This window comes from Salipiger pentaromativorans, assembly GCF_024721115.1.
In the GTDB taxonomy this organism is placed as follows: domain Bacteria; phylum Pseudomonadota; class Alphaproteobacteria; order Rhodobacterales; family Rhodobacteraceae; genus Salipiger; species Salipiger pentaromativorans.
The window spans coordinates 455,447-479,876 of record NZ_JAMDHK010000001.1 but is presented as its reverse complement, the minus strand read 5'-3'; the positions used below and the strand labels follow the sequence as shown (position 1 = coordinate 479,876).

Below are 24,430 nucleotides of genomic sequence, written 5' to 3'. Positions count from 1 at the left end.
GTTAGCCTGCTTGCCCGGGCGCCGGGATTTTCGGCGTCTCCGGATATTTTTGTCTGAATTGCAGGATTACGGATCATGGATCATTTCGTTTTCAAGAAACCCGGCGCCCAGGTCATCAACACCCTGAAGATCCCCGACATCGACGGGGAAAGCCAGATCGACATCTACCCCGTTGGCGGCAGCGGCGGCGTGAGACTCGTACATGTGGAGCCGCGCGCCTTCGACGGCGTGGACGGCGAAGCGAAGGATTTCGATCCCGGCCCCGCCGCCGTGGTCAGCTTCGACGACCCGCTTCTCGGCTGACAGGGGCGGATCAGAACCGGCCATCCGCTCTCCGGGCTTGATCCCGGGGGCGGCTTTGCGTATATCGCGCGCGTCAAGCAAGGCAAACAACGCCGCGGATGAAGAAACGAGCAGGGGTCGGCACAACACCGGCCCTCTTTGTTTTGCGGACCGCCCGAAGGACCAACCTCAAGACCGGTGGAGACAACCGCCCGGCCAGAAAAACTGAAGATGAAAAGGACATATACGCCACATGGCTAATGCAACCATGGAGGAATTCGAGGCCCTCCTTAATGAAAGCCTCGAAATGGACACCCCGGACGAAGGTTCGGTTGTCAAAGGCAAGGTCATCGCGATCGAAGCGGGCCAGGCCATCATCGACGTCGGCTACAAGATGGAAGGCCGCGTCGAGCTGAAAGAATTCGCAGAACCCGGTGAAGCGCCCAAGGTCGAGGTCGGTGACGAGGTGGAGGTCTATCTCCGCGCTGCCGAAAACGCCCGCGGCGAAGCCGTGATCTCCCGCGAGATGGCCCGCCGCGAAGAGGCCTGGGACCGTCTCGAGAAAGCCTATGCCGACGACGCCCGCGTCGAAGGTGCGATCTTCGGTCGTGTCAAAGGCGGCTTCACCGTCGATCTCGGCGGCGCCGTGGCCTTCCTGCCCGGTTCGCAGGTCGATGTGCGCCCCGTGCGCGATGCCGGCCCGCTCATGGGTCTCAAGCAGCCGTTCCAGATACTCAAGATGGACCGTCGCCGTGGCAACATCGTTGTGTCGCGTCGTGCGATCCTCGAAGAGAGCCGCGCCGAACAGCGTGCCGAGGTCATCTCGAACCTCACCGAAGGCCAGACGGTCGACGGCGTGGTCAAGAACATCACCGAATACGGTGCGTTCGTTGACCTGGGCGGTGTCGACGGCCTGCTGCACGTCACCGATATGGCATGGCGCCGCGTGAACCACCCGTCCGAGATCCTGTCGATCGGCGAGACCGTCAAGGTCCAGGTCATCAAGATCAACAAGGACACCCACCGTATCAGCCTGGGCATGAAGCAGCTCCAGGAAGATCCGTGGGATCTGGTGGCGGTCAAGTACCCGCTGGGCTCGGTCCACAAGGGCCGCGTGACCAACATCACCGATTACGGCGCCTTCGTGGAGCTGGAGCCGGGCGTCGAAGGTCTGGTGCACGTTTCGGAAATGTCCTGGACCAAGAAGAACGTCCACCCGGGCAAGATCGTCTCCACCTCGCAGGAAGTGGACGTCATGGTGCTCGAGATCGACCCGGCCAAGCGCCGCGTCTCGCTGGGTCTCAAGCAGACCATGCGCAACCCGTGGGAAGTCTTCTCCGAGACCCACCCCGAGGGCACGCAGGTCGAGGGCGAGGTCAAGAACATCACCGAATTCGGTCTGTTCATCGGGCTCGACGGCGAGATCGACGGCATGGTGCACCTCTCGGATCTCAGCTGGGATCAGCGCGGCGAGGAAGCCATCCAGGAATACCGCAAGGGCGACGTGGTTCAGGCCGTGGTCACCGAGGTGGATACCGAGAAAGAGCGCATCTCGCTCTCGATCAAGGCCCTGGGCGGCGACAAGTTCGCCGATGCCGTGGGCGGCGTGAAGCGCGGCTCGATCGTCACCGTGACCGTCACCGCGATCGAGGACGGCGGCATCGAGGTGGAATACGAAGGCATGAAATCCTTCATCCGCCGCTCCGACCTGTCGCGTGACCGTGCCGAACAGCGCCCCGAGCGCTTCTCGGTCGGCGACCACATCGACGTGCGCGTCACCAACATCGACTCCAAGACCCGCCGTCTGGGCCTGTCGATCAAGGCACGCGAGATCGCCGAAGAGAAAGAGGCCGTGGAACAGTACGGTTCCTCCGACTCGGGTGCGTCGCTGGGCGACATCCTGGGCGCCGCGCTCAAGGGCGACAACTGAGACCCACGCGGTTTCTGATGTGACAACCGACCCCCGCCGGAGCGATCCGGCGGGGGTTTTTCATGGCGCGGGCACCCGCCCGCCTGCCCGTTGCGCGCCCGAATCGTCGCCGCGCCGGTCGCTAGCCGCGCCGCAGCATTCCCGGGGCTTCGGGGCCCCATCCGGCGGAGCCTTGCCGAACCGGGCCTCAATGCGCTGCTTTGCATGGCTTTTTTGTGCGATCCCAAGGTTTCCATTTGGCGGGAAAGGGGGAAGTGTCGTAGAACACCGGGGCGCGAAAAGACGCCGCAAGGGGATGTGTGACGATGATCAGATCGGAATTGATCCAGAAGATCGCGGAGGAGAACCCGCATCTCTACCAACGGGACGTAGAGCGGATCGTGAACACGATCTTCGAGGAGATCACCAATGCCATGGCCCGGGGCGACCGGGTCGAACTGCGCGGCTTCGGGGCCTTTTCGGTCAAGCAGCGCGATGCCCGGCTGGGGCGCAATCCGCGGACCGGCGAAGCCGTCGAGGTCGAGGAAAAGCACGTGCCGTTCTTCAAGACCGGCAAGCTGTTGCGCGACCGGCTGAACGGAAAGTAAGACAAAGACCATGCGTTACATTCGCTACGCGTTTCTGGGCGCCCTCGCGGTTGTCCTTGTGGCCATCGCGATGGCCAACCGCTCCATGGTGGAGCTGCAACTGCTGCCGGACGAGCTGGCGGGGCTTCTGAGCTTTCAGAAGACGCTTTCGCTGCCGCTGTTCCTGGTGTTCTTCGGCGGGATCGTCGCGGGGCTGCTCATCGGGTTCTTCTGGGAGTGGCTGCGCGAGCACAAGCATCGTGCGGCGGCGGCCGAGCGCAAGACCGAGGTGCGCAAGCTCGAGCGTGAGCTGAAGAAGACCCAGGCCGAGCGCGACAAGGACAAGGACGAGGTCCTGGCGATTCTGGATCAGAGCGCCTGAGATCCCGGCAGGGCGGGGCGCGCGCGGGGATCGCGGGCGCCGGTGGACAAGCTGAGAGCGGGCGCGGGATGACCGAGATTCGCGTGAAGATCTGCGGGCTGAAACGGCCCGAAGAGATGCAGGCCGTGGCTGCGGCCGGTGCCCGCTATGCCGGGCTCGTGTTCTTTCCCAAGAGCCCCCGCTACGTGAGCATCGCCGAAGCGCGCGATCTGGCGCTTTCGGCGCCGGTCGGGCTCGCCAAGGTGGCGCTGGTCGTCGACGCGGAGGACGCGCTGCTCGACGCGATTCTCGCAGAGGTGCCGCTGGACATGTTGCAACTGCACGGGCGCGAGAGCGTGCAGCGGGTGGCCGAGGTGCGCGCGCGCTACGGGTTGCCGGTGATGAAGGCGGTGGGCGTGGCCTCGGAGGCGGATCTGCCGGCGCTGCTGGACTATGGCAAGGTGGCCGATCAGATCCTGGTGGATGCCAAGGCGCCGAAGGGCGCGGTGCTGCCGGGCGGCAACGGGCTGGCCTTCGACTGGCGCCTGATCGCCGGGCGGCGCTGGCCCTGCCCGTGGATGCTGGCCGGCGGGCTGACCCCCGAGAACGTGGCGCAGGCGGTGCGGATGACCGGGGCGCGGCAGGTGGATGTCTCCTCCGGGGTGGAATCCGCCCCCGGCGTCAAGGATCCGGCGCGGATCGCGGCGTTTCTGCGCGCGGTGACCGATGCCGAAGAGGCGGCGGCGGTGCCCCGGCTCTGAACCGTCGCGCGCGCGGAAAAATCGGGCGCGCCCGGGGCGGGGCCGCGGCTGCGGCGTTGAATTGGCTGGTCTTGACGCCCGCCGCGGTGCTTTTCTGATCTGCGGAGCAAGAGGCTGCGGGCAGAGAGGCCGTGATGCGATTTTCCGTCCGACATGAGACGCTTTACCGCTATGCCACGCCGGTGACCCTGGCCGCGCACCGGCTGCGCCTGACCCCGCGCGGCGATGGCGGGCGGCTGCTGCTGCGCGCGCTGGTGATCGAGCCGGAACCCGCCGCGATCGTCGAGCAGGAAGACGCCCATGGCAATGTGCTGACGCTGGTGGAATTCGGCGGGGCGACGGATCTGCTGCGCATCGACAGCCAGTTCGAGATGGAGACACAGGCGCCGGTGCCGCTGGCGGGGGGCGCCGTGCCGCTTCTGCCCTGGGCGCTGCCGGACGCGGCGCTGGCGCCCTATCTGGAGCAGCCCGATCCCGGGGCGGCGGTGCGGGCCTTCGCGCAGTCGATGGCCGATGTCGCCCGGGGCGAGGCGCCGGTCTTTCTCGACAAGCTGACCGAAACGCTTTTTGCGCGCACCGACCGTCGAATCCGCGACACCGGCTATGCCCAGAGCCCCGAGGACACGCTGTTGCGCGCTGTGGGCGCCTGCCGCGATCTGGCGGTGCTCTTCATCGCCTGTTGCCGGCTGATGGGCCTGCCCGCGCGGTTCGTGAGCGGCTATCAGGCGCGCGCCGAAAGCGTCGATGGCAAGCGCCATTTGCACGCCTGGCCCGAGGCGTTTCTGCCCGGCATCGGCTGGCGTGGCTATGATCCGACCCATGGCACGCGGGTCAGCGACGGCCATGTGGCGCTATGCGCGGCGCCGGGGCAGGCCGAGACGATGCCGGTGGAGGGCGGGTATTATGGCGCGCTCACGGGATCGGAACTCAGCTACCGGGTCGAAATCGTGGCGGAGGAGTGAAGGGGGCTGCGCGGCAACTCGCCGGCACGGACAAGTCGCGCGGCGTTTGGGCGCCAGAGGCGCCCCTTCCCGCAGAGGCCGCGACAATCATGCTTCGGGCCCAAACAGCAGAAAGGCCACCCGAAGGTGGCCCATTCCGTCTTTCGCGATCCGTTGCCGGTTCAGCCCTGGCGGGCTTTGAAACGGCGCTGGGTCTTGTTGATCACGTAGACGCGGCCCTTGCGGCGCACAACGCGGCAGTCGCGATGGCGCTTTTTGAGCGAGCGGAGCGAGTTTGCGACCTTCATCCTGGTCTCTCCTCTTGTCGCGGCGCGCGAGCGCCTGGCGTTGCGATGACCCCCGGGCGAACCCGCGGGGCGGTGAAGTCCATGGTGGGCGGTACTGGGATCGAACCAGTGGCCCCTACGATGTCAACGTAGTGCTCTACCGCTGAGCTAACCGCCCATTCATGGCCTGCGCGATACTTGTCTCTGTGCCCCAGAATGAAACGGGGCGCGGAGAGACCGCGCCGGTGGAGGGCTCTATAAAAGGAGTCGGAGACGGTGGCAAGGGCTTTTCCCGCGCCCGGTGTCGGTTTCCTAAGTGCTTGCAAAACGGGCTTTTGGAGACGGGGGAATTGGGGCTAAACTGCGCTCGAAGGAGCCCGAATGCCGAAAGTCGCCTATCACCTCGATCTGCCCGAGACACCCACCTCCTGCGTGGTCTTCGCCTCACCGCATTCCGGGCGTGATTACCCGTGGAGCTTTCTGCGCGGCACCGTTCTGGACGAGCATTCGATCCGCTCTTCCGAGGATGCCTTTGTCGACCGGTTGTTCGATTGTGCGCCGCAGTTCGGCGCGCCGCTGCTGCGCGCGGGCGCCCCGCGCGCCTTCATCGACCTCAACCGTGCCGCCGAAGAGCTCGATCCTGCGCTGATCGAGGACGTGCGGCGCGGCGGGCACAATCCGCGGGTCTCGAGCGGGCTGGGCGTGGTGCCGCGGGTGGTGGCGAATGGCCGGGCGATCTATCGCGGCAAGCTGCCGCTGGCCGAGGCCGAGCGGCGGATCTCGCGCTACTGGCATCCCTATCACGAGCAGTTGCGGCGGTTGCTGGAGCAGGCGCGGGTGCAGTTCGGCGAGGCGATCCTGATCGACTGTCACTCCATGCCGCACGAGGCGGTGGACGGGGTGGCGCGCACCGCCGCGCGGCGGCCCGAGATCGTGATCGGCGACCGGTTCGGCGCCTCGGCGGCGCCCGAGATCGTGGCGCGGGTCGAGGCGGCCTTTGCCGGCGCCGGGCTGGCGGTGGTGCGCAACGCGCCCTTTGCCGGCGCCTATGTCACCCAGGCCTATGGCCGCCCGTCGCGGGGGCAGCATGCGATCCAGATCGAGATCGACCGTTCGATCTATATGGACGAGGCGCGGATCCGGCCGAACGCGAATTTCCAGGCGTTCCGGCGCCTTCTGCGCGGGGTGGTGGCCGAGATCGCCGCCATCGGGCACCGCGACCGCGAGCAGCCGCTGGCGGCGGAATAGGCGGGCGCCGGGCCGCGCGGAACTCTGCCCGGACTCTAGCCGAACAGCCGGGAGAGCGCGGTTTCCAGCGGCGCGGGGTCTTCGATTTGCAGCCGCACCGGCAGGGTCAGCACCTTGGGGCGGAAGGCGGCGGGCAGGCGCACGGCGTCCTTCTCGGTGGTGACGAGCTGCGCGCCGAGCCGGGCGGCATCGGTTTCGAGCCGGGTCAGCAGCGCCTGGGTAAAGGGCTGGTGATCGTCCAGCGCCTGGGTTCCGCGCAGCTCGGCCCCGAGCCCCTTCAGCGTGGCAAAGAACTTTTCCGGATGGCCGATGCCGGCAAAGGCGAGCGCTGGCAGCCCCTCCCAGTCCATGCCGGTCTGCAACGGCGCCAGATGGCCGGTGAGATGGGGCAGGGCGCTTTGCGCGATCTGCGTGCCCCAGGTGGCGGCAAAGCGGCGCTGCGCCGGGTCCGGGCCGATGGACAGCAGCAGATCGGCGCGCGCCAGTCCCGGGGCGACGGGTTCGCGCAGCGGCCCCGCCGGCAGGCAGCGCCCGTTGCCGAACCCCTTGGCGGCATCCACCACGATCAGCGACAGGTCCTTGTGCAGCGCCGGGTTCTGGAACCCGTCGTCCAGCAGGATGACCCCGGCGCCGGCCGCGACCGCCGCGCGGGCGCCCGCCGCGCGGTCGCGGGCCACCCAGACCGGTGCGAAGGCGGCCAGCAGCAGCGGCTCGTCGCCAACATCGGCGGCGCTGTGGCTGCGCGGATCGACCTGGACCGGGCCTTCCAGCCGCCCGCCATGCCCGCGCGAGACCACATGCGCGCGCGGACCCAGTCGCTCGATCAGCGCGATCACCGTCGGGGTCTTGCCGGTCCCGCCGGCATTGAGATTGCCGACGCAGATCACCGGCACGCCGGGCTCCGTTCCGCGGCCCGCCACGCGGCGCGCGGTGGCACGGGCGGTGAGTGCGCCAAGCGGCGCCAGCAGGCGGGCCTGCCAGCCGGGGCGGTCGGGCGGGTGATACCAGAAACCGGGCGGGCGCATCAGGCGGCCTCACCCGTGCCGTTGCCGCCGTCGTCGCCGTCGAGCCATTGGAAGGCGAGCGCGATCACCTCGTCGGTCAGCGCCGCGCCCTGGCTCACCACATCCCAGCCGGCATGGGCCATGGCGGCGGCGCGGTCGGGGGCGACAAGCTGCGAGACCGCCGCGGCCAGCGTGTCGAAATCGCGCACGATGCGCGCCGCTCCGGCTTCGACCAGCCGCGTATAGGCGGAAAGATGGCGCCCGACATTGGGGCCGTAGAGCAGGGCGGCGCCATGGGCCGCGGCCTCGAGCGGATCCTCGCCGCCATGGCCGGGGCGCAGCGAGCCGCCGAGAAAGGCGATGGGGGCCAGCCGGTACCAGAGCCCCAGCTCGCTGGCATCCTCGGTGAGCAGGACCTGGCAGTTCTCGTCCGGCATCTCGCCCGCATCCCAGCGCGCGACGCGCAGGTCGGAGGCGCAGGCGGTCTCGGCGATGGCGGCGCCGTCCCGGGGGCTTGCGGGCACCAGGATGAGGATCAGCCGGTGCGCGAGCCGGGTGGCGCGGCGATGGGCGCGCAGGATGTCCGTCGCCTCGTCCGCGCGCACCTTGGCGGCGAGCCAGACCGGGCGGCCGGACAGCGTCTGCGCCATTTCCTCATGCAGCTCGGGCGGGCAGTCGAGCGGCGGCGCCGTCTCGCTCAGCGGGCCGGCGCGGCGCAGCAGGCTGTCGGGCAGCCCCATGCGGCGCAGGCGGCGCAGGGCGGGGTCGTCCTCGGCGAAGATCCGGTCGAAGAGGGCCAGCGCGGCGGTGGTGCAATCGGGCACCCAGAGCGGCGCGGGCACGTACCAGGTCTCGTTGCGCGCGCCCAGATGCGCGAGCCGGGTGCCCGCCTCGGAGAGTTTCGTCAGCAGCGCCGGGCGCAGGGTCTGGCCGGTCCAGAGCCCGAGATCCGGGCGCCAGTAGGCGGCGAAGTCCTGCGCTTCGGACAGGCTGTCGCCGGGCAGCGGCTGGGCAAGGCAGTAGCGCGGGGCATCGGGGGGCGTGGCCATGCCGGCGGGCCAGGTGAGCAGCGCCGCGACTTCGGGGCGCTGGACCTGCATGCGCGCCGCCAGCGCCGCCAGGGCGCGGGCGGTCTCGGCCCGGTCGGCATGCAGCCAGATCAGCGGCCCGTCCGGGCGCGGTGCCGGCGGCGGCGCGGGGGGCGCGGCGGGGCGCCCCCGGGCAAAGGCCAGATAGGCCGAAAGCGCGAAAGGTTTGCGCGTCAAGACGGTCAGCCGAGCTCCTCGGTGGTCGAGGCTTCGGTCTCCTCGTCGCGCAGCCGGTGCAGATGGGCGATGAAATAGCGCATATGGGCGTTGTCCACCGTGCGCTGCGCCTCGGCCTTCCAGGCATCGTGGGCGCTGGCATAATCGGGGAAGATGCCGACGATATGGATGTCATCGACATTCTTGAAGGCGTTCTTTTCCGGGGTCACGAGTTCGCCGCCGAAAACCAGGTGGAGTCGCTGAACCATGCTGAAGTCCTTTCTCGCACTGACGGGGGCAACCTACGGCCTGTCCGGGCGAGGTCAAGCATCGAGCGGGGCGCGCAAAAGTTTTCGAAAACTTTTGCAAATTTCTTCAAAGAAATTTGCAGCGCCGGTGACCGGGGAGGCGTCAGGGCATCTGCCGCAGGCGCCTGAGGATGTCGTCGTGCAGCGCCGGGTTGGCGGCGACCAGCCCTTCATGCAGGGGCCTGGCGGCGTTGAAGCGGATCGGCGCCCCTCTGCGGTCGGTCAGCCGGGCCCCGGCCTCGGAGAGCAGCAGCGCGCCCGCCGCGATGTCCCATTCCCAGGACGGGCGGAAGGTGAACATCGCGTCATAGCGGCCTTCGGCCACCAGCCCCAGCCGATAGGCGATCGAGGGACGGTGGCTGCGGGTCAGCTCGGGCGTGGCGCGCCAGTGGGTCGGGTCGAGCGCCGGCTTCGTGGCCAGCACATGCGCCCGCTCCAGTACCGCGACCCCGCTTGTGCGCAACGGCGCGCCGTTCAGCCGCGCCCCGCCGCCCGCCGCCGCCTCGTAGAGCTTGCCGCGCTTCGGCAGCAGCACCACGGCGGCGGTGATCGCGCCGTTGCGCGCCACGGCCAGCGAATGCGCCCAGCTTTCAGACCCTTCGATGAAGCTGCGGGTGCCGTCGATCGGATCGACGATGAACACATGCTCGGCGCCCAGCCGCGCCGGATCGTCGGCGCTTTCCTCGCTCAGCCAGCCGTAATCGGGCCGGGCGCCGCGCAGGATCTCGCCCAGCACCGCGTTCACCGCGAGATCGGCATCGGTGACCGGGCTGCCATCGGCGGGTTTGTGGCGGACGTTCAGCGCCTCGCCGGCATAGCCTGTCGCGACCTCGGCGGCGGCCTCTGCGGCCCGGATGAGCAGCGCAAGGTCACTCTCCGGCAAGGGTGAGCCCCTCGACCAGCAGGGAGGGCACGACGCGCGAGAGCCAGGGCCGGGCGTCGTTCGCGGGGGTCATCCGGCGCAGCATGTCGCGCAGATTGCCGGCGATGGTCACGCCGGAGACCGGATAGGCGGGCGCGCCGTTTTCGACCCAGACCCCGGCGGCCCCGCGCGAATAATCGCCGGTATTGGGGTTGATCGTCGCGCCGATCATCGAGGTGACGATCAGCCCGGTGCCCATCTCCGCGATCAGGTCCTCGCGGCTCTGCGGGCCCTGGGTCAGCGCCAGGTTCCAGTTGCTGGGCGCGGGCGCGCCGGAGGTGCCGCGCGCGGCGTTGCCGGTGGGCGCCAGGCCCAGCTTGCGCGCATTGGCGAGGTCGAGCGTGAAGCCGGTCAGCACGCCGTTCTCGACAAGCGCCCGGCGTCGGGTCGGCAGGCCCTCGGCGTCGAAAGGCCGCGATCCCGAGATCCGCGGGCGCAGCGGATCCTCGATCAGCGACAGCGCGGCGGGCAGCACCTGCTCTCCCAGCGCGTCGCGCAGCCAGGAGGCGCCGCGGGCCACCGCCGCGCCATTGGCCGCGGCGGTCAGATGGCCGATCAGCGAGGCGGCGATGCGTTCGTCGAACAGCACCGGATAGGCGCCGGTCTTCGGCTTGCGCGGGTCAAGCCGTGCCAGCGCGCGCTCGGCGGCACGGCGGCCGATCTCTTCGGGCGCGCGCAGATCGGTCTGGAAGGTGCGGCCGTCGCCATCGTAATCGCGCTCCATCGCCAGCCCCTCGCCGGCGATCGCCACGCAGGACAGGGCCCGCGAGCTGCGGGTATAGCCGCCCGAGAATCCGTTGGTCGCGGCCAGATGCACCCTTTGCCGCCCGTAGCTTGCCGAGGCGGACTGGACCTGTGCGATCCCCGCCACCGCCAGCGCCGCCGCCTCGGCCGCGCAGGCGTCTTCCTGCAGCGCCGCCGGGGCGGGCTCGGGGGTCGGATCGGCCAGTTCCAGCGCGTCGATGTCCCAGTCGTGGGCGAGCTGTTCGGGCGCGGCGAGCCCGGCATAGGGATCCTCGGGCGCCTCGCGGGCCATGGCGACGGCGCGTTCGGCCATCGCGGTCAGCGTCTCGTCGCGCGTGTCCGAGGCGGAGACCACCGCCGAGCGCTGGCCGACGAAGACCCGCAGCCCGATGTCGGTGCCCTCGGCGCGTTCGGCCTTTTCCAGCGTGCCGTTCCGCACGTCGATCTCGATGGCGCTGCCGTCCACGGCCATGGCATCGGCCGCATCGGCGCCGGCTTTCCGCGCGGCGCCCAGAAGCGCTTGGGTCAGGGTGTCGAGTGGTCGGGCCATGTCTCCTCCGCGTCGCATCTGTCCCGAGGTAGGCCGGGCGGCGGCGCTGTGCAAGGAAAAGGCGCGGTCCGGCCCGCCCGGCGGCTCACTCGACGGGTTCGACGACGCCCAGAATCGGGCCCATGCTGCGCCCGAGGTCGCGGCGCCCGATCTCGGGCGCATAGAGCCGCGAGACATTGCCATCGAGGAACAGCGCCTGGGGCAGTTCCAGCCGGTCGCGGAACAGCCGCGCGAATTCGTGGAAGGTCACCGCGTTTTCGGAAATCGCAAAGACCACCGTCTTGCCATCGGCGGAGCTGCCAACGCCGTTGCGGATGTAGCGCGAGCTGCTGTCGGGCAGGAAGCGCGGATGCAAGGCGCCGTCGATCACCAGCATCGGCCCGGATTGCGTCGCATAGCGGCAGCGCGGGCGGTCACGCAGGAAGGCGCGGGTCTCGATCACATCGGCGCGGCTGGCGCGGATGCAGAAGATGCCGTTTGGCAGCAGGCCGAAATTCCCCGGTCCGGCGCTGGAGATCACCCGCATCTCCTCGCGCCGGTTCTCGACATAATAGCCGACCGGCGCGCGGTCTTCGTGATACATGCCGCCGTTCATGCCGAAGACGAGGGTCCGGCCCTCGGCCTTCAGCGCCGCCTCGAGGGGCGCGAACTGCCCCCAGGGCGTGCCCTCGGGGGTGTAGAGGAAGCTGCGCAGGGTTTCGCGGGCGGCATCCACGGTGCAAAGCGTGTAGCGGTTGCCCTCGTAGGTTTCGCTTTCGCAGGTCACCGCGCGCGCGGGCAGCGCGGCAAGCGCCGCCAGCGCCAGCGTCCCGGCGATGGCGAGCCAGCGGCGCACCGGGCTACTCCTCCAGATCGCGGCGCACCGCGTCCTGGGAAAACAGCCGCCGCGTCTCGTCGAGCCGGTCGAAGGTTTCGTCCAGGCGAAACCGCAGCTCGGGGGCGAATTTCAGCGTCAGCCCTTTCGAGACCGCCCGGCGCAGCTCGGATTTGTTGCGCTTGAGCAGGTCGAACATCTCGTCGGAGTGACCGCCGCCCAGAGGCACCACATAGGCGGTCGCGACCTTGAGGTCGGGCGAGACGGTGACCTCGCCCACGGTGATCGACATCCGGTTCAGCTCGGGATCGTGGATGTCGCCGCGCGTCAGTACCTCCGAGAGCGTCCGGCGAATGAGTTCGCCGACCCTCAGCTGCCGCTGGCTTGGCCCGTGCCCGTCATGGAATCTGTTCTTGCCCATGCCTTCCCACTTAGTCCTTGCCCGCCCCTTTGCCAAGCGCGCCGGAGCGCGCTAAGGAGACGCGGATGAGCGCAGGCGCAGATTGGAGGGCGCGATGACCGAAAAGCCGGGTGTTGTGGTGACGGGGGTCTCGGGCCGCATGGGGCAGATGCTCGTGCGCGAGGTGCTGAAAAGCGACCGGCTGACGCTGGTCGCAGGGGTCGAACGCAGCGGGCACGCCTGGGTCGGGCGCGATCTGGGCGTCTGCATGGGCGGCACCGAGCTGGGCGTGGCGGTGACCGATGACGCGCTCGAGGCTTTTGCCAAGGCGCAGGCGGTGATCGACTTCACCGCCCCGGCGGCGACGGTGGCATTCGCCGAGCTGGCGGCGCAGGCGCGGGCGGTGCATGTGATCGGCACCACGGGGCTTTCCGAGGAGGATCTGCACAAGATCCATGTTGCCGCGCGCCATGCGGTGATCGTGCGGGCCGGCAATATGTCGCTGGGCGTGAACCTGCTCACCAAGGTGACGCAGCAGGTGGCCGCCGCGCTCGATGCCGATTGGGACATCGAGATCGTCGAGTCGCATCACAACCAGAAGGTCGATGCGCCCTCGGGCACCGCATTGATGCTGGGCGAGGCCGCCGCCGCCGGGCGCGGCGTGGCGCTCGAGGAGGTCTCGGACCGGGGCCGCGACGGGATCACCGGCAAGCGGGAGCGGGGCCATATCGGCTTTCACGCCCTTCGCGGTGGCGATGTGGTGGGCGAGCACGAGGTGATCTTTGCCACCGCCGGCGAGCGCATCGTCCTCAAGCATATCGCCTCCGATCGCGCGCTTTTTGCCCGGGGCGCGCTGAAGGCGGCGCTCTGGGGGCAGGACAAGGGGCCGGGCGAATACGACATGCTGGACGTGCTGGGCCTCAAGGACTGAGGCCCGCGCCTCTGGCGCCGCAGTTTTTTTGCGTATTTGAAAAGAGAAGAAAGGGCAGGGGCTGTCCCCGTCTTTGATCTTCTTCTCTTTGACAAATACGCAGGGCGTGGCGTGCGGGCCCGCGCCGCCGCGGGGATGACCGTGCTGCCTTCCGGTCAGAAGTCGATGGCGATGCCCTTTTTCTCCCAATCGCCGTAGCGCGCGGGATCGAGCCCGTCGCGGCCGCCGTATTCCTTGGGCGCGGGGTTCTTCGCGGCCTCGTCCTCGGCCAAGCGCCGGCGCTCGGCGGCTTCGGCCAAAGCGCGCTGCGCGGCGGGGGGAAGGTCTTGGCGGGCGGTATTGTCCTCGGACATGGCGGCTTTCCTCGGCTGGTTGCCTTTGATATACGCGCCGCCACCCCAGCGACAACCCCCGGAGAGACCTCATGCCGCCCATCCCGACCGCCCGCGCGCAGGCCGTGGCGCTGCTTGGCCAGGTTCTGGGCCAGGGGCGGCTGATGTCCGACGCCATGACCGGCCCCGCCTGGGCGGCGCTGGCGCCTGCCGACCGCGCTGCCGCACAGCGCATGGCGGCGGAGGTGCTGCGCAATCTCGAACGCTGCGACCGGGTGCTGAAGCCGCATCTGCGCAAGGGGCCGCCGGTCTTTGTGAAGAATGTGCTGCGGCTGGGCGCCTGGGAGCTGTGCACCGGCGGCGCGGCCCATGGGGTCGTGAACGACTGCGTGCAGATCGTCGCGCAGGACCGCAAGGCGCAGAGCATGAAGGGGCTGGTCAACGCGGTGCTGCGCAAGATCGCCGCCGAGGGCCCGGCGGAATGGGCCAAGCTGCGGGTGCCGCGCCTGCCGCGCTGGCTGCGCGCGCCGCTGGTGGCGGCCTGGGGCGGCAAGGCGGTGGCGGCGATGGAGGCCGCGCATCTGGCGGGGGCGCCGCTGGATCTGACGGCAAAGACCGACGCGGCGGCGCTGGCGCAGACGGTGGCGGGCGCGCTTTTGCCCACCGGATCGGTGCGGCTGGCACAGGCGGGGCAGGTCTCGGCGCTGCCGGGCTACGCGGCCGGCGACTGGTGGGTGCAGGATGCGGCCGCAGCATTGCCGGCGCGGCTCTTGGGCGATGTCGCGGGGCTGCGGGTGCTGGACATGTGCGCGGCGCCCGGCGGCAAGACCATGCAGCTTGCGGCGGCGGGGGCGCGGGTCACCGCGCTCGATCTGTCGGAAACGCGGCTGGCGCGGGTGTCTGAGAACCTCGCCCGCACCGGGCTCGAGGCCGAGATCGTGGCGGGCGATGCGCTGGAGCATGAGGGGCGCTATGACGCGATCCTGCTCGATGCGCCCTGTTCGGCCACGGGCACGATCCGGCGCCATCCCGATCTGCCGCATGCGAAACAGGGCGAGGGGATTTCGGACCTGATCGGCTTGCAGGCGGCGATGATCGACCATGCGCTGGACCTGCTGGTGCCGGGCGGGCGGCTGGTCTTCTGCACCTGTTCGCTGATCCCCGACGAGGGCGAATGCCAGATCGAGGAGGCGCTGGTCCGCCATGCCGGGCTGACGGTGCTGCCCGCGGAGGCGCCAGGGATCGCGCCAGCCTGGCGCAGTTCCGAGGGCGGGTTGCGGCTGCGGCCCGATTTCTGGGCGGATCGCGGCGGCATGGACGGGTTCTATATGGCGCTGCTGCGGAAACCGGGCTGAGACCGGCCATTCCAAGGTGACTCGCCCCGGCCCGCAGGTTATCATCGCCGCAAAGAACAGCCGCGATCAGAGCGGGCGAGAGGCACGAGGGCGCATGTCACAAAACGGAAGCTGCTCCGCCGCCGTGACGCGGTTTCTGAACCGCTTTCATGCGCGTATGGCCACCCGTGCCCGGCCTGCCACCGGCTTTGTCTCGCAGCCCGAACCGCGCAGCACCGGCAGTTTCGCCAAGGGGCGGCAGCTTTGCGCGGGCAATCTGATGTTCGCGGGCCATCTGGTCGAGGCGCCCGAGGTGATGATCTGGGATCTCGACACGCCGGATGCCGCCTGGGAGGAAGAGATCCACGGCTTCCGCTGGCTCGACGATCTGGCGGCGGTGGGCGATGCGCGGGCGCGGGCGGTGGCACAGAAATGGCTCTGGGGCTGGATCCTGCGCTATGGCAACGGTCGCGGGCCGGGCTGGACGCCCGAACTGGCCGGGCGGCGGCTGATCCGGTCGATCCATCATGCGCTGTTCGTCCTGCGCGGCATCGACAGCGAGAAATCGACCGATTTCTATCGCGCGCTCGCCTGTCAGACGATCTTCCTCAGCCGGCGCTGGTCGAGCTCGGCGCCCGGGCTGCCGCGCTTCGAGGCGCTGACCGGTCTGGTCTATGCGGGGCTGTCGCTGCAGGGCATGGGCGCCCATGTGGAGCCCGCCCGTCGCGCGCTGGGGGCGGAATGTGCCCGGCAGGTGGATGCGCTGGGGGGCATTCCGACGCGCAATCCAGAAGAGCTTCTGGAGGTCTTCACCCTGCTCACCTGGACCCAGGCGGCGCTGGAAGAGGGTGACAGGCAGCCCGACGAGGCCCATCTTGCCGCCATCGCCCGCATCGCGCCGACGCTGCGCGCGCTGCGCCATGCGGATGGCGGGCTGGCGCGGTTCCAGGGCGGGGGCCGGGGGCTCGACGGGCGGCTCGATCAGGCGCTGGCCGCCTCGGGGAGCAAGAAGCGGCAGGCCGACGGGCTGGCCATGGGCTATGCGCGGCTGTCGGCGGGGCGCACCAGCGTCATCGTCGATGCGGCGCCACCGCCGGGCGGGCGGGCCTCGGCCGATGCCCATGCCTCGACGCTGGCCTTTGAACTGACCTCGGGGCGGCGCCCGCTGGTGGTGAGCTGCGGCTCGGGCGCGGTCTTTGGAGAGGACTGGCGGCGCGCCGGGCGCGCGACGCCTTCGCATTCGACCCTGTGCCTGGACGGCTATTCCAGCGCCCGGCTGGCGTCGCCGCGCCGGGTGGGCGGCGCCGAGCGCGAATTGCTCGAGGATGCGCCGCAGAACGTGCCGGTGCAGATGACCCCCGCCTCGGACGGGATTCGTTTCGAAGGCGGGCATGACGGTTATCGCAAGACGCACGGTCTGACCCATGCGCGGGTGCTGGAGCTGACCTTCGACGGTCGCGGGCTGGTGGGCGAGGATCTGCTGATGACGCTCAGCGATCCCGACAAGCTGCTGTTCGACCGGCGCATGGATGCGGTGAAGCTCTCGGGGCTGCCCTGGCAGCTCCGCTTTCATCTGCACCCGGAGGTGGATGCCGAGCTGGACATGGGCGGAAGCGCCGTTTCCATGGCGCTGCGGTCGGGGGAAATCTGGGTTTTCCGCTTCGATCCGGGGCCGGAGCTGACGCTGGAGCCGTCGGTTTATCTGGAAAAAGGCCGTCTGCGGCCCCGTGCCGCCAAACAGATCGTTTTATCCGGGCGCGTGATGGAGTATGCGACGCGCATCCGCTGGTCGCTGGCCAAGGCGCAGGACACCGCGATTGCGGTGCGCGACCTTGCCATGGACGACGCGGATGAGACGCTATGAACCATCTGGGGACCCCATCCGAATGCCTGATCTGCACCCTGTCGCCCGCGCGCTGATTTCCGTTTCCGACAAGACCGGCCTTATCGAGCTTGGCCAGGCGCTGGCCGCGAGGGGGATCGAGATCCTCTCCACCGGCGGCTCGGCCAAGGCGCTGCGCGAGGCGGGCGTCGCGGTGACGGATGTGGCCGAGGTCACCGAATTTCCCGAGATGATGGACGGGCGGGTCAAGACACTGCATCCGCGCATCCATGGCGGGCTGCTGGCGCTGCGCGACAATGCCGAACACCGGGGCGCGATGAAAGGCCACGGCATTCCCGAGATCGACCTGCTGGTGGTCAATCTCTACCCGTTCGAGGAGACGGTGGCCAAGGGCGCCGATTACGAGACCTGCATCGAGAATATCGACATCGGCGGCCCGGCGATGATCCGCGCGGCGGCCAAGAACCACGGCTTCGTCAATGTGGTGGTGGATGTGGCCGATTACGACGCGCTTCTGGCCGAGCTCGACGCCCATGACGGCGCCACCAGCTATGCGTTCCGGCAAAATCTGGCGCTGACCGCCTATGCCCGCACCGCCGCCTATGACGCCGCCGTTTCGGGCTGGATGGCAGGCGCGCTGAAGGCGGCGGCACCGCGCCGCCGCGCCTTCGCGGGCGAGCTGGCGCAGACCCTGCGCTATGGCGAGAACCCGCATCAAAGCGCGGCCTTCTACCGCGACGGCTCGGCCCGTCCGGGGGTGGCGACGGCTGAGCAGCATCAGGGCAAGGAGCTCAGCTACAACAATATCAACGACACCGATGCGGCATTTGAGCTGGTGTCGGAGTTCCTGCCCGCCGACGGGCCGGCCTGCGCGATCATCAAGCACGCCAATCCCTGCGGCGTGGCGAAGGGCGCAACGCTGAAGGAGGCCTATCAGAAGGCCTTCGACTGCGACCGCACCTCGGCCTTCGGCGGCATCGTGGCGCTGAACATGGTGCTGGATGCCGAGACGGCGGAGGCGATCACCGAGATCTTCACCGAGGTGGTCATCGCGCCGGGCGCAGACGATGCCGCGAAGGAGATTTTTGCCCGGAAGAAGAATCTGCGCCTGCTGACCACCGGCGCGCTGGCGGACACCGCCGAGCCGGGTCTGGCCTATCGTCAGGTCTCGGGCGGGATCCTGGTGCAGGACAAGGATAACGGGCGGATCACGCGCGACGATCTGAAGGTGGTGACCAAGCGCAAGCCCACGGATGACGAGCTGGCCGATCTGCTTTTTGCCTGGAAGGTGGCCAAGCATGTGAAATCGAACGCCATCGTCTATGTGAAGGACGGCGCGACCGTAGGGGTGGGCGCGGGCCAGATGAGCCGGGTGGATTCGGCGCTGATCGCGGCCAAGAAGGCCGAGCGCATGGCCGAGGCGCTGGAGCTGTCCGCGCCGCTGACCAAGGGCTCGGCGGTGGCGTCGGACGCGTTCTTCCCCTTTGCCGACGGGCTGCTGGAAGCGGCGGCGGCGGGGGCCAGCACGGTGATCCAGCCGGGCGGCTCGATGCGCGACGATGAGGTGATCGCGGCGGCCGACGCGGCGGGGCTGGCGATGGTCTTTACCGGCATGCGGCATTTCCGCCACTGAGGCGCCGCTCCTCGAGCCCTTGCGGGCTCTCCTCGCGGGGACCGAAGCAAAGAAGGCCGGAGCGATGCTCCGGCCCTCTTTCCATTTCCGGGGAAAACGCGGGTTACTGTCCCGGCGTTTCCTCCAGCCCCTCGGGCTGGCCCACGACCACGAAACGCAGCGCATCGGGTTTCAGAAGATCGCCGGCGACGCGCTTCACATCCTCCAGCGTCACCGCCTCGACCTGGGCGTTGCGGGTGGTCACGTAATCCGGCGTCAGCCCGTCCATCTGCATCCCCACCAGAATCCGCGCGATCGGGCCATTGCCGTCGAAGCGCAGCGGATAGGCGCCGGTCAGATAGGTCTTGGCCTGGTCCAGCTCTTCCCGGGTCACACCGTCCCGCGCCATCTTGGCCCATTCGTCGCGGATCACCGTGATCGCCTCGGCGACCCGGTCATTGGCCGAGGCGACGCGGCCCAGATAAAGCTCCGCATGATCCAGCGGCACGAGATAGGAATAGACGCCATAGGTGAGCCCGCGCTTTTCGCGCACCTCGGTCATCAGCCGCGCCTCGAAGCCGCCGCCGCCCAGAATCGTGTTCATCACATAGGCGGCGAAGAAATCGGGATCGTCGCGCTTGAGCCCCTTCTGGCCGAACATCGCCACCGATTGCGGCGTGTCGAAGGGTACCACCGTGACGCCGGCGGTGGTCGTCACCTCGAGATCGGCGGGCAGCGGCGCGCCGGTCGCCGGCAGATCGCCCAGCAGCCCGTCGATCAGGCTGGACAGCTCTTCGGCGGAAATGTCGCCGGCGGCAGCGATATAGACCCGGTCACGGGCCAGCGCCGCCTTGTGCGCGGCGATCAGATCGTCGCGGCTGAGCGCCGAGACGCTCTCTTCGGTGCCTTCGGGCTGCGAGCCGTAGGGATGATCGCCAAAGAGCATCCGGTCGAAGGTCGCGTTGGCGATGGCATCGGGATCCTTCGCATCGCTGCGGATGCTGGAGAGCACCTGCGCGCGGACCCGCTCGACGGCGTCCTCGTCGAAGCGCGGGGCGACCAGGCTTTCGCGCAGCAGCGCCATGGCCGCGTCGCGGTTCTCGGTCAGGAACTTCGCCGAGACCGAAACCGTGTCGGGGCCGGAATCGTAGCGGAAGCTGGCCGCCAGCGCCTCGGAGGCTTCGGCAAAGCCGCGCGCGTCATACTCGCCCGCACCTTCCTCGAGCAGCGCCACCATCAGATGGGTCGCGCCGCGCTCGCCCGGCGCATCGAGCGAGGTGCCGCCCTCGAAGCGGATTTCCAGCGAGGTGAAGGGGATCGACGGCTCCTCGACCAGCCAGGCGGTAAAGCCCTTCGGGGTCTCGACCGTCTGGATGTCGATTTCGGCGAGCGCCGGGGCGGCCAGGAACAGGCTGAAGACAAAGGCGAGAAGCGGCTTCATTGCGAGACCTCCTGCGCCGCGGGCGCGGCCTCGTCGGGCAGCAAATACCCGGTCACCGAATGATTGCGGTCGAAGACCTTGCGCGCCGCCGCGACGATCTCGTCGCCGGTCACAGATTGCAGGATGTCCGGCCAGGCCTGCACATCCGCGACCGTCAGCCCCGAGGTCAGCGCGCCGCCATAGCGCCGTGCCAGCCCCTGGACATCGTCGCGGGCATAGATCTGATCGGCGCGGAACTGGAACTTGATCCGGTCGAGCTGCGCCGGATCGACACCCTCGTCGAGAAACGCCGCCAGGGTCTCGTCGAGCGCCGCTTCGGCCGCGTCCAGCGTCACGCCGGGGGCGGGCACCACGATCAGGCCGAAGCTGGTGTCGTCATAGGAGGTGCCGTTGTAGAAGGCCGCCGTGTATAGAGAGACCTTGCGGTCGAACTGAAGGTCGCGGTTCAGCACCGAGGTCTGCCCGCCGCCGAGGATCTCTTCCAGCAGGGTCAGCGCCGCCGCCTCGCGCTGCGCGCCCGCGTCCCGCTCGGGGGCGAGATAGCGGCGCATCACATAGGGCTGCGCGACGCGCGGGTCCTTGAAGATCAGCCGCCGCTCGGCCATCTGGCGGGGCTCCTGCGGGCGGGCGCGGGGGGCGCCGACCTCGGGGTTGGCGGGCACCGGGCCGTAATGCTCTTCGGCGAGGCGCCGGACCTCGTCCGGGGTCACGTCGCCGGCAACCACGAGGATCGCGTTATTGGGCGCGTAGAAGCGGTGGTAATAGCTGTAGGCGGCGTCGAGATCGAGGGTTTCCATCTCGTCCCGCCAGCCGATGATCGGCACGCCGTAGCGGTGATTGAGATAGAGCGCCGCACCGAGCTGTTCGCGCATCAGCGCCGCGGGGTCGTTTTCCACCCGGGTGTTGCGCTCTTCGATGATCACGTCGCGCTCGGTGAGGATGTCCTCTTCGTCGAGGCGCAGATTGACCATCCGGTCCGCCTCCATCTTCATCATCAGCCCCAGCCGGTCGGCGGCGACGCGCTGGTAATAGGCGGTCTGATCGGTGGAGGTGAAGGCGTTGTCGGTGCCGCCGTTTTTGGCCACAACCTGCGAGAATTCACCCGGGGCCAGCGTGTCTGTGCCCTTGAAGAGCAGGTGTTCGAGAAAATGCGCGACCCCGGATTTGCCGGGGGTCTCGTCGGCGGAGCCGGCGCGATACCACACCATGTGAACCACGACCGGCGCGCGATGATCCTCGATCACCACCACCTCCATGCCGTTGTCCAGCGAAAAGCTGGTGACTTGATCCTCCGTGCCCTCGGCAAGCGCGGGCAGGGCGGTCAGGAACAGGGCGGTGCAGGCCGCGGCCAGTCGTCTCATCGGCAATTTCCCCGGTCTCTATGCGGTTGGTGCGCTTCAACCTACGCGCTCGGCAGAGGTAATCAAGCCGGGCTTGCGGTTTCGTGAAGGGGGCGGGGCGCGACGGAACCGGCCCCGGATGGCGGCGGCAGGCATGGCCGCCTTGGCTGCAGGCCCGCCGGCGCAGCACCCGCAGGGCGGGGCCGCTGCGGGGTGGGGCGGTTTGCCGCGGGCGCGGGGGGTTAGTTTTCCCAGCCTTCGGGCGGGGCGGAGGGCGTGCGGACGCCGGCGCGGCGGAAGGCGTCGAGCACCGCATAGGTGTCGAGCCACTGCCGGCGGTAGGCGTCGTAATATTCGTCCTGCGGCACGAGCTTCCAGGTGAACAGCGACTTGCGCTTGCGGAACTCCAGATCCTCGGCGGCAAGCTGTTCGCGGATGCCCGCATCGCGGCCATAGCGCGAGGCGCTGTTGATCAGCGCGCCGTCGCCGCTCGGGGCGCCGCCGCTGGCGGTGACCCGTGCCGGGTTGCCCCCTAGCGCGGCCACGGCATCGGCCTTGGGCGTCTGGTCGCTGCGGTTGGCGCTGCCCGGGGTCGGGGCCGGAAGCGCCGCCATGGTCTCGGGCATTTCCAGCGGCCGGTTCGGCACGATGGCAAATTCCTCGGGCGTGCCCTTGTTGCTGCGCAATTCGTGCAGGCGAATATCCCGCTCGCGCCCGGAACAGGCGGCGAGCCCGATCAGCCCCATCATCAGCACGACGTGCGACAGCTTCATTGCCACCCTCCGGTTCTTGCCTGTCCCTGCTTTAACGTATGATTTGCGCGGCGTCACGAGGCGTTTTTCCCTGCCTTGCGCCCGGGAAACAGCACCAGCCCCAACGCCCCGGCAAAGATCGCGATGTCCGCGACGTTGAAGGCGAAGGGGTTGTCGATGCCGCAGCAGGACATGTTGAGAAAATCCGCCACCGCGCCATAGAGCAGCCGGTCGACCACATTGCCGAGCGCGCCGCCCACCAACAGCCCGCCGGCGAGCAGGCCCGCAAGGCCCGGCGGATCGCGGCGCAGCCAGACCAGCACAAAGAGCACGATGCCGAGCGCGACCGAGATCAGGATCCATTTCGTCGCAGCGGCGCCGCTGCCCAGAAGGCCGAAATTGATGCCGTAGTTCCAGGCCATGCGGAAATTCAGGACGGGAGGCAGCACGTCGATGGCCAGCCGCGTGTCCAGCGCCATCACATGTACGACGATCCATTTCGTCAGTTGGTCGAACAGGAAGGTGAACAGCGCCACCCATGCCACGATCCGCACGCGTTGCCTCCATCGTTTGGCTTTCGCCACGCTCTACCCTCCCGCAGCGCCGATGAAAAGGTCCGGGGCAGGGTGCCCCTGTGGCCACCGGGTCACAAGCGCAAAACGTCCTCCCCGCCGGGCAGGGCAGAGCCGCATTGATGCCGGATTCGGCGGCCATTCCCGGGCCCATGACCCAGCAGCCCGATCCCCTGCGCTCCCTGAGCATCGAATTGGCCCTTCAGATCGCCGCTGCGCTTTTGCGGCACCGCCCGCCCGCGCGCTGGCGGGCGGGTGGCTGGTTCGACGGTTCGCCCAGCAGAGAATGGTCGGCCGCCTGCAGGTTGCTCGACACCATGGGCCTGCTTGATCGCCGCTACGACGGCTGGCGCTGGACCGTCGCCCACGAAGGCTGGCGCACGCATCTGGACAGCATGCCGCCGCCCGCGAACCTGCTCGACCTGCTGCTTGAAAGTTTTATCGGGGTAACCTGTTTCGAGGCGCGGCTTCCCGTCACCCGCCGCCCCTTCGCGCCGCCGCCCGATTTCAAGCCGGTGATCTGGGCGCTGGCCCGTTGCGGCTACATCCGCTGTGAAGCCGGTGGCTTCGTATGGACCGACCGCGTCGCCCCCATGATGATCCAGGCAGGCGAATGGACCGCTGAGGGGAGGTCACTGGAAGATCGCGCCGCCGGGACCAAGAGCCTCGCCGACCGGATCTGGGGCTCGATCGAGCCCGATCGCCGCGCCTGCCTCGCCCGCGCGCTGTCGACCAAGAGCCGCGCCGAACGGCTGCGATATATAGACGACCGCTGGACGGGTGACCGCCTTCGGCTGGCCCCGCGGCCGAAGGAGGGCTGGCATGTCATGCCCCCCGATCTCCCGTCCGCGGTGGACGAGATCATGACCCGCCTGAGCATGCACACAGGCTGACCGAACAAGCATAGGGGCCGCCACGCAGCCCCTATCGTCTTCTGTTCGAAAATGCACCGGGCGGAGCCGAAGACGGGGGCAGCGCCCCCTTGCTCCATCGGATCTCAGTTCAGAAGCCCGGCATGGCGCAGGGCGCTGTCCAGCCGCGCGCGAACCGGCTCGGTGACCGGCAGCAGCGGCAGCCGCTGCTCTTCCGCGCAGAGCCCCAGCCGGTGCATGGCGTATTTCGCGCCGCTGACGCCCGGCTCGGCAAAGATCGCCTGATGCAGCGGCATCAGCCGGTCCTGGATCTCCAGCGCCTTGCCGTAATCGCCGGCCAGCGTGGCCTCCTGCAACTCCGAGCAGAGTTTCGGTGCCACATTGGCGGTGACCGAGATGCAGCCGGTGCCGCCCTGGGCGTTGAACCCGTGCGCGGTGGCGTCCTCGCCCGAGAGCTGGATGAAGTCCGGCCCGCAGGTGATGCGCTGCGCGCTGACCCGCGCCAGATCGCCGGTGGCGTCTTTCACACCGACGATGCGCGGCAGCTTTGCCAGCGCGCCCATGGTGGCGGGGGTCATGTCCACCGCCGAGCGGCCGGGGATGTTGTAGATCACGATCGGAATTTCGGCGCAGTCGTGCAGCGCGGTGAAATGCGCGATCATGCCGGCCTGGGTCGGCTTGTTGTAATAGGGCGTCACCACCAGCGCCGCGCTGGCGCCGACCTTCTCAGCGAATTGCACAAAGCGCATCGCCTCGTCGGTGTTGTTGGAGCCCGCGCCCGCAACCACCGGCACGCGGCCCGCCGCGGCCTCGACCACGCAGGCGATGACGGCCTCGTGCTCCTCGTGGGTGAGGGTGGGGCTTTCGCCGGTGGTGCCCACCGGCACCAGCCCGTGGCTGCCCTGCGCAATCTGCCAATCGACCAGACGTTTGAGCGTGTCGAAATCCACCGCGCCGTCCTTAAACGGCGTGACCAGGGCAGGCATCGAACCTTTCAACATGACACGCTCCATTTCTTGCTGTCTTTCCTCCGGCGGAT

The 24,430-nt window shown here is 68.8% G+C and carries 26 protein-coding genes and 1 tRNA gene; 12 read left to right on the top strand and 15 right to left on the bottom strand.

Annotation, left to right across the window (positions count from 1 at the left end; translation table 11 throughout):
* The first annotated feature begins 75 nt into the window (after positions 1-75).
* From M4578_RS02250 to M4578_RS02225, 6 genes are all read left to right on the top strand, one after another.
* Positions 76-303, top strand: a complete 228-nt coding sequence (locus tag M4578_RS02250; RefSeq protein ID WP_258091805.1) for a hypothetical protein — start codon at positions 76-78, stop codon at positions 301-303.
* Between the two features lie 232 nt (positions 304-535).
* Positions 536-2,212, top strand: coding sequence for a 30S ribosomal protein S1 (gene rpsA, locus M4578_RS02245; protein ID WP_258091804.1), 1,677 nt, complete (start codon positions 536-538; stop codon positions 2,210-2,212).
* A 305-nt stretch (positions 2,213-2,517) separates the two neighbouring features.
* A complete protein-coding gene (ihfB, locus tag M4578_RS02240; protein WP_258091969.1) occupies positions 2,518-2,799 on the top strand; it encodes an integration host factor subunit beta in 282 nt (93 codons plus the stop codon).
* 10 nt (positions 2,800-2,809) lie between these two features.
* Positions 2,810-3,160 carry a LapA family protein gene (locus M4578_RS02235; protein ID WP_258091803.1) on the top strand — a complete coding sequence of 117 codons (351 nt, stop codon included), beginning with the start codon at positions 2,810-2,812 and terminating at the stop codon, positions 3,158-3,160.
* Between the two features lie 68 nt (positions 3,161-3,228).
* Positions 3,229-3,900 (top strand): phosphoribosylanthranilate isomerase, encoded by a 672-nt coding sequence (locus M4578_RS02230; RefSeq protein ID WP_258091802.1) that lies wholly within the window; start codon positions 3,229-3,231, stop codon positions 3,898-3,900.
* Positions 3,901-4,034: 134 nt separating this feature from the next.
* Positions 4,035-4,862 carry a transglutaminase family protein gene (locus M4578_RS02225; protein WP_258091801.1) on the top strand — a complete coding sequence of 276 codons (828 nt, stop codon included), beginning with the start codon at positions 4,035-4,037 and terminating at the stop codon, positions 4,860-4,862.
* Between the two features lie 161 nt (positions 4,863-5,023).
* On the opposite strand, the gene ykgO is transcribed toward M4578_RS02225, so the two are convergent.
* Positions 5,024-5,149 (bottom strand): type B 50S ribosomal protein L36, encoded by a 126-nt coding sequence (gene ykgO, locus M4578_RS02220; RefSeq protein ID WP_007792261.1) that lies wholly within the window; start codon positions 5,147-5,149, stop codon positions 5,024-5,026.
* An 82-nt stretch (positions 5,150-5,231) separates the two neighbouring features.
* A tRNA-Val gene (locus tag M4578_RS02215) sits at positions 5,232-5,306 on the bottom strand.
* Between the two features lie 203 nt (positions 5,307-5,509).
* Between M4578_RS02215 and M4578_RS02210 the strand changes: the two genes are divergently transcribed.
* Positions 5,510-6,376: an N-formylglutamate amidohydrolase gene (locus M4578_RS02210; protein ID WP_258091800.1), complete on the top strand. Its 867-nt coding sequence runs from the start codon at positions 5,510-5,512 to the stop codon at positions 6,374-6,376.
* Between the two features lie 35 nt (positions 6,377-6,411).
* On the opposite strand, the gene lpxK is transcribed toward M4578_RS02210, so the two are convergent.
* From lpxK to rbfA, 7 genes are all read right to left on the bottom strand, one after another.
* Positions 6,412-7,401 carry a tetraacyldisaccharide 4'-kinase gene (gene lpxK / locus M4578_RS02205; RefSeq protein ID WP_258091799.1) on the bottom strand — a complete coding sequence of 330 codons (990 nt, stop codon included), beginning with the start codon at positions 7,399-7,401 and terminating at the stop codon, positions 6,412-6,414.
* On the bottom strand, positions 7,401-8,645 hold the full coding sequence (locus M4578_RS02200) for a 3-deoxy-D-manno-octulosonic acid transferase (protein WP_258091798.1): 1,245 nt from the start codon (positions 8,643-8,645) through the stop codon (positions 7,401-7,403). The genes lpxK and M4578_RS02200 overlap by 1 nt, the downstream gene beginning before the upstream one ends.
* Before the next feature lie 5 nt (positions 8,646-8,650).
* On the bottom strand, positions 8,651-8,893 hold the full coding sequence (locus tag M4578_RS02195; RefSeq protein WP_258091797.1) for a DUF4170 domain-containing protein: 243 nt from the start codon (positions 8,891-8,893) through the stop codon (positions 8,651-8,653).
* Between the two features lie 142 nt (positions 8,894-9,035).
* Positions 9,036-9,815: an inositol monophosphatase family protein gene (locus M4578_RS02190; protein ID WP_258091796.1), complete on the bottom strand. Its 780-nt coding sequence runs from the start codon at positions 9,813-9,815 to the stop codon at positions 9,036-9,038.
* Positions 9,802-11,148, bottom strand: a complete 1,347-nt coding sequence (locus tag M4578_RS02185; protein WP_258091795.1) for a TldD/PmbA family protein — start codon at positions 11,146-11,148, stop codon at positions 9,802-9,804. The genes M4578_RS02190 and M4578_RS02185 overlap by 14 nt, the downstream gene beginning before the upstream one ends.
* A gap of 85 nt (positions 11,149-11,233) precedes the next feature.
* Entirely contained in the window at positions 11,234-11,983 is a 750-nt protein-coding gene (locus M4578_RS02180; protein WP_258091794.1) for a phosphodiester glycosidase family protein, read from the bottom strand.
* Between the two features lie 4 nt (positions 11,984-11,987).
* Positions 11,988-12,383, bottom strand: a complete 396-nt coding sequence (gene rbfA / locus M4578_RS02175; protein ID WP_258091793.1) for a 30S ribosome-binding factor RbfA — start codon at positions 12,381-12,383, stop codon at positions 11,988-11,990.
* Positions 12,384-12,477: 94 nt separating this feature from the next.
* Here rbfA and dapB point away from each other — a divergent pair, with 94 nt between their 5' ends.
* Positions 12,478-13,293, top strand: a complete 816-nt coding sequence (gene dapB / locus M4578_RS02170; protein ID WP_258091792.1) for a 4-hydroxy-tetrahydrodipicolinate reductase — start codon at positions 12,478-12,480, stop codon at positions 13,291-13,293.
* Positions 13,294-13,448: 155 nt separating this feature from the next.
* On the opposite strand, the gene M4578_RS02165 is transcribed toward dapB, so the two are convergent.
* Positions 13,449-13,646, bottom strand: coding sequence for a DUF1674 domain-containing protein (locus M4578_RS02165; RefSeq protein WP_258091791.1), 198 nt, complete (start codon positions 13,644-13,646; stop codon positions 13,449-13,451).
* 71 nt (positions 13,647-13,717) lie between these two features.
* Here M4578_RS02165 and M4578_RS02160 point away from each other — a divergent pair, with 71 nt between their 5' ends.
* The 3 genes from M4578_RS02160 to purH all read left to right on the top strand — a co-directional run bounded on the left by M4578_RS02160 (position 13,718) and on the right by purH (position 18,435).
* On the top strand, positions 13,718-14,980 hold the full coding sequence (locus M4578_RS02160; protein ID WP_258091790.1) for an RsmB/NOP family class I SAM-dependent RNA methyltransferase: 1,263 nt from the start codon (positions 13,718-13,720) through the stop codon (positions 14,978-14,980).
* 94 nt (positions 14,981-15,074) lie between these two features.
* Complete coding sequence (locus M4578_RS02155; protein ID WP_258091789.1) at positions 15,075-16,823, top strand: heparinase II/III family protein; 1,749 nt, start codon at positions 15,075-15,077, stop codon at positions 16,821-16,823.
* Between the two features lie 22 nt (positions 16,824-16,845).
* Complete coding sequence (purH, locus tag M4578_RS02150) at positions 16,846-18,435, top strand: bifunctional phosphoribosylaminoimidazolecarboxamide formyltransferase/IMP cyclohydrolase (protein WP_258091788.1); 1,590 nt, start codon at positions 16,846-16,848, stop codon at positions 18,433-18,435.
* Positions 18,436-18,538: 103 nt separating this feature from the next.
* Here the strand turns inward: purH and M4578_RS02145 are convergent, their stop codons facing one another.
* The 4 genes from M4578_RS02145 to lspA form a co-directional block, all read right to left on the bottom strand.
* Complete coding sequence (locus tag M4578_RS02145) at positions 18,539-19,855, bottom strand: M16 family metallopeptidase (RefSeq protein ID WP_258091787.1); 1,317 nt, start codon at positions 19,853-19,855, stop codon at positions 18,539-18,541.
* A complete protein-coding gene (locus M4578_RS02140; protein ID WP_258091786.1) occupies positions 19,852-21,216 on the bottom strand; it encodes a M16 family metallopeptidase in 1,365 nt (454 codons plus the stop codon). Before M4578_RS02140 ends, M4578_RS02145 begins: the two co-directional genes overlap by 4 nt.
* A 221-nt stretch (positions 21,217-21,437) precedes the next feature.
* A complete protein-coding gene (locus M4578_RS02135; protein WP_258091785.1) occupies positions 21,438-21,968 on the bottom strand; it encodes a DUF3035 domain-containing protein in 531 nt (176 codons plus the stop codon).
* A gap of 53 nt (positions 21,969-22,021) precedes the next feature.
* Positions 22,022-22,501 (bottom strand): signal peptidase II, encoded by a 480-nt coding sequence (lspA, locus tag M4578_RS02130; protein WP_258091784.1) that lies wholly within the window; start codon positions 22,499-22,501, stop codon positions 22,022-22,024.
* Positions 22,502-22,671: 170 nt separating this feature from the next.
* On the opposite strand from lspA, the gene M4578_RS02125 reads away from it, so the two are divergent.
* On the top strand, positions 22,672-23,412 hold the full coding sequence (locus M4578_RS02125) for a hypothetical protein (protein ID WP_258091783.1): 741 nt from the start codon (positions 22,672-22,674) through the stop codon (positions 23,410-23,412).
* A 104-nt stretch (positions 23,413-23,516) separates the two neighbouring features.
* On the opposite strand, the gene dapA is transcribed toward M4578_RS02125, so the two are convergent.
* Positions 23,517-24,392, bottom strand: a complete 876-nt coding sequence (dapA, locus tag M4578_RS02120; protein ID WP_258091782.1) for a 4-hydroxy-tetrahydrodipicolinate synthase — start codon at positions 24,390-24,392, stop codon at positions 23,517-23,519.
* Positions 24,393-24,430: the final 38 nt, after the last annotated feature.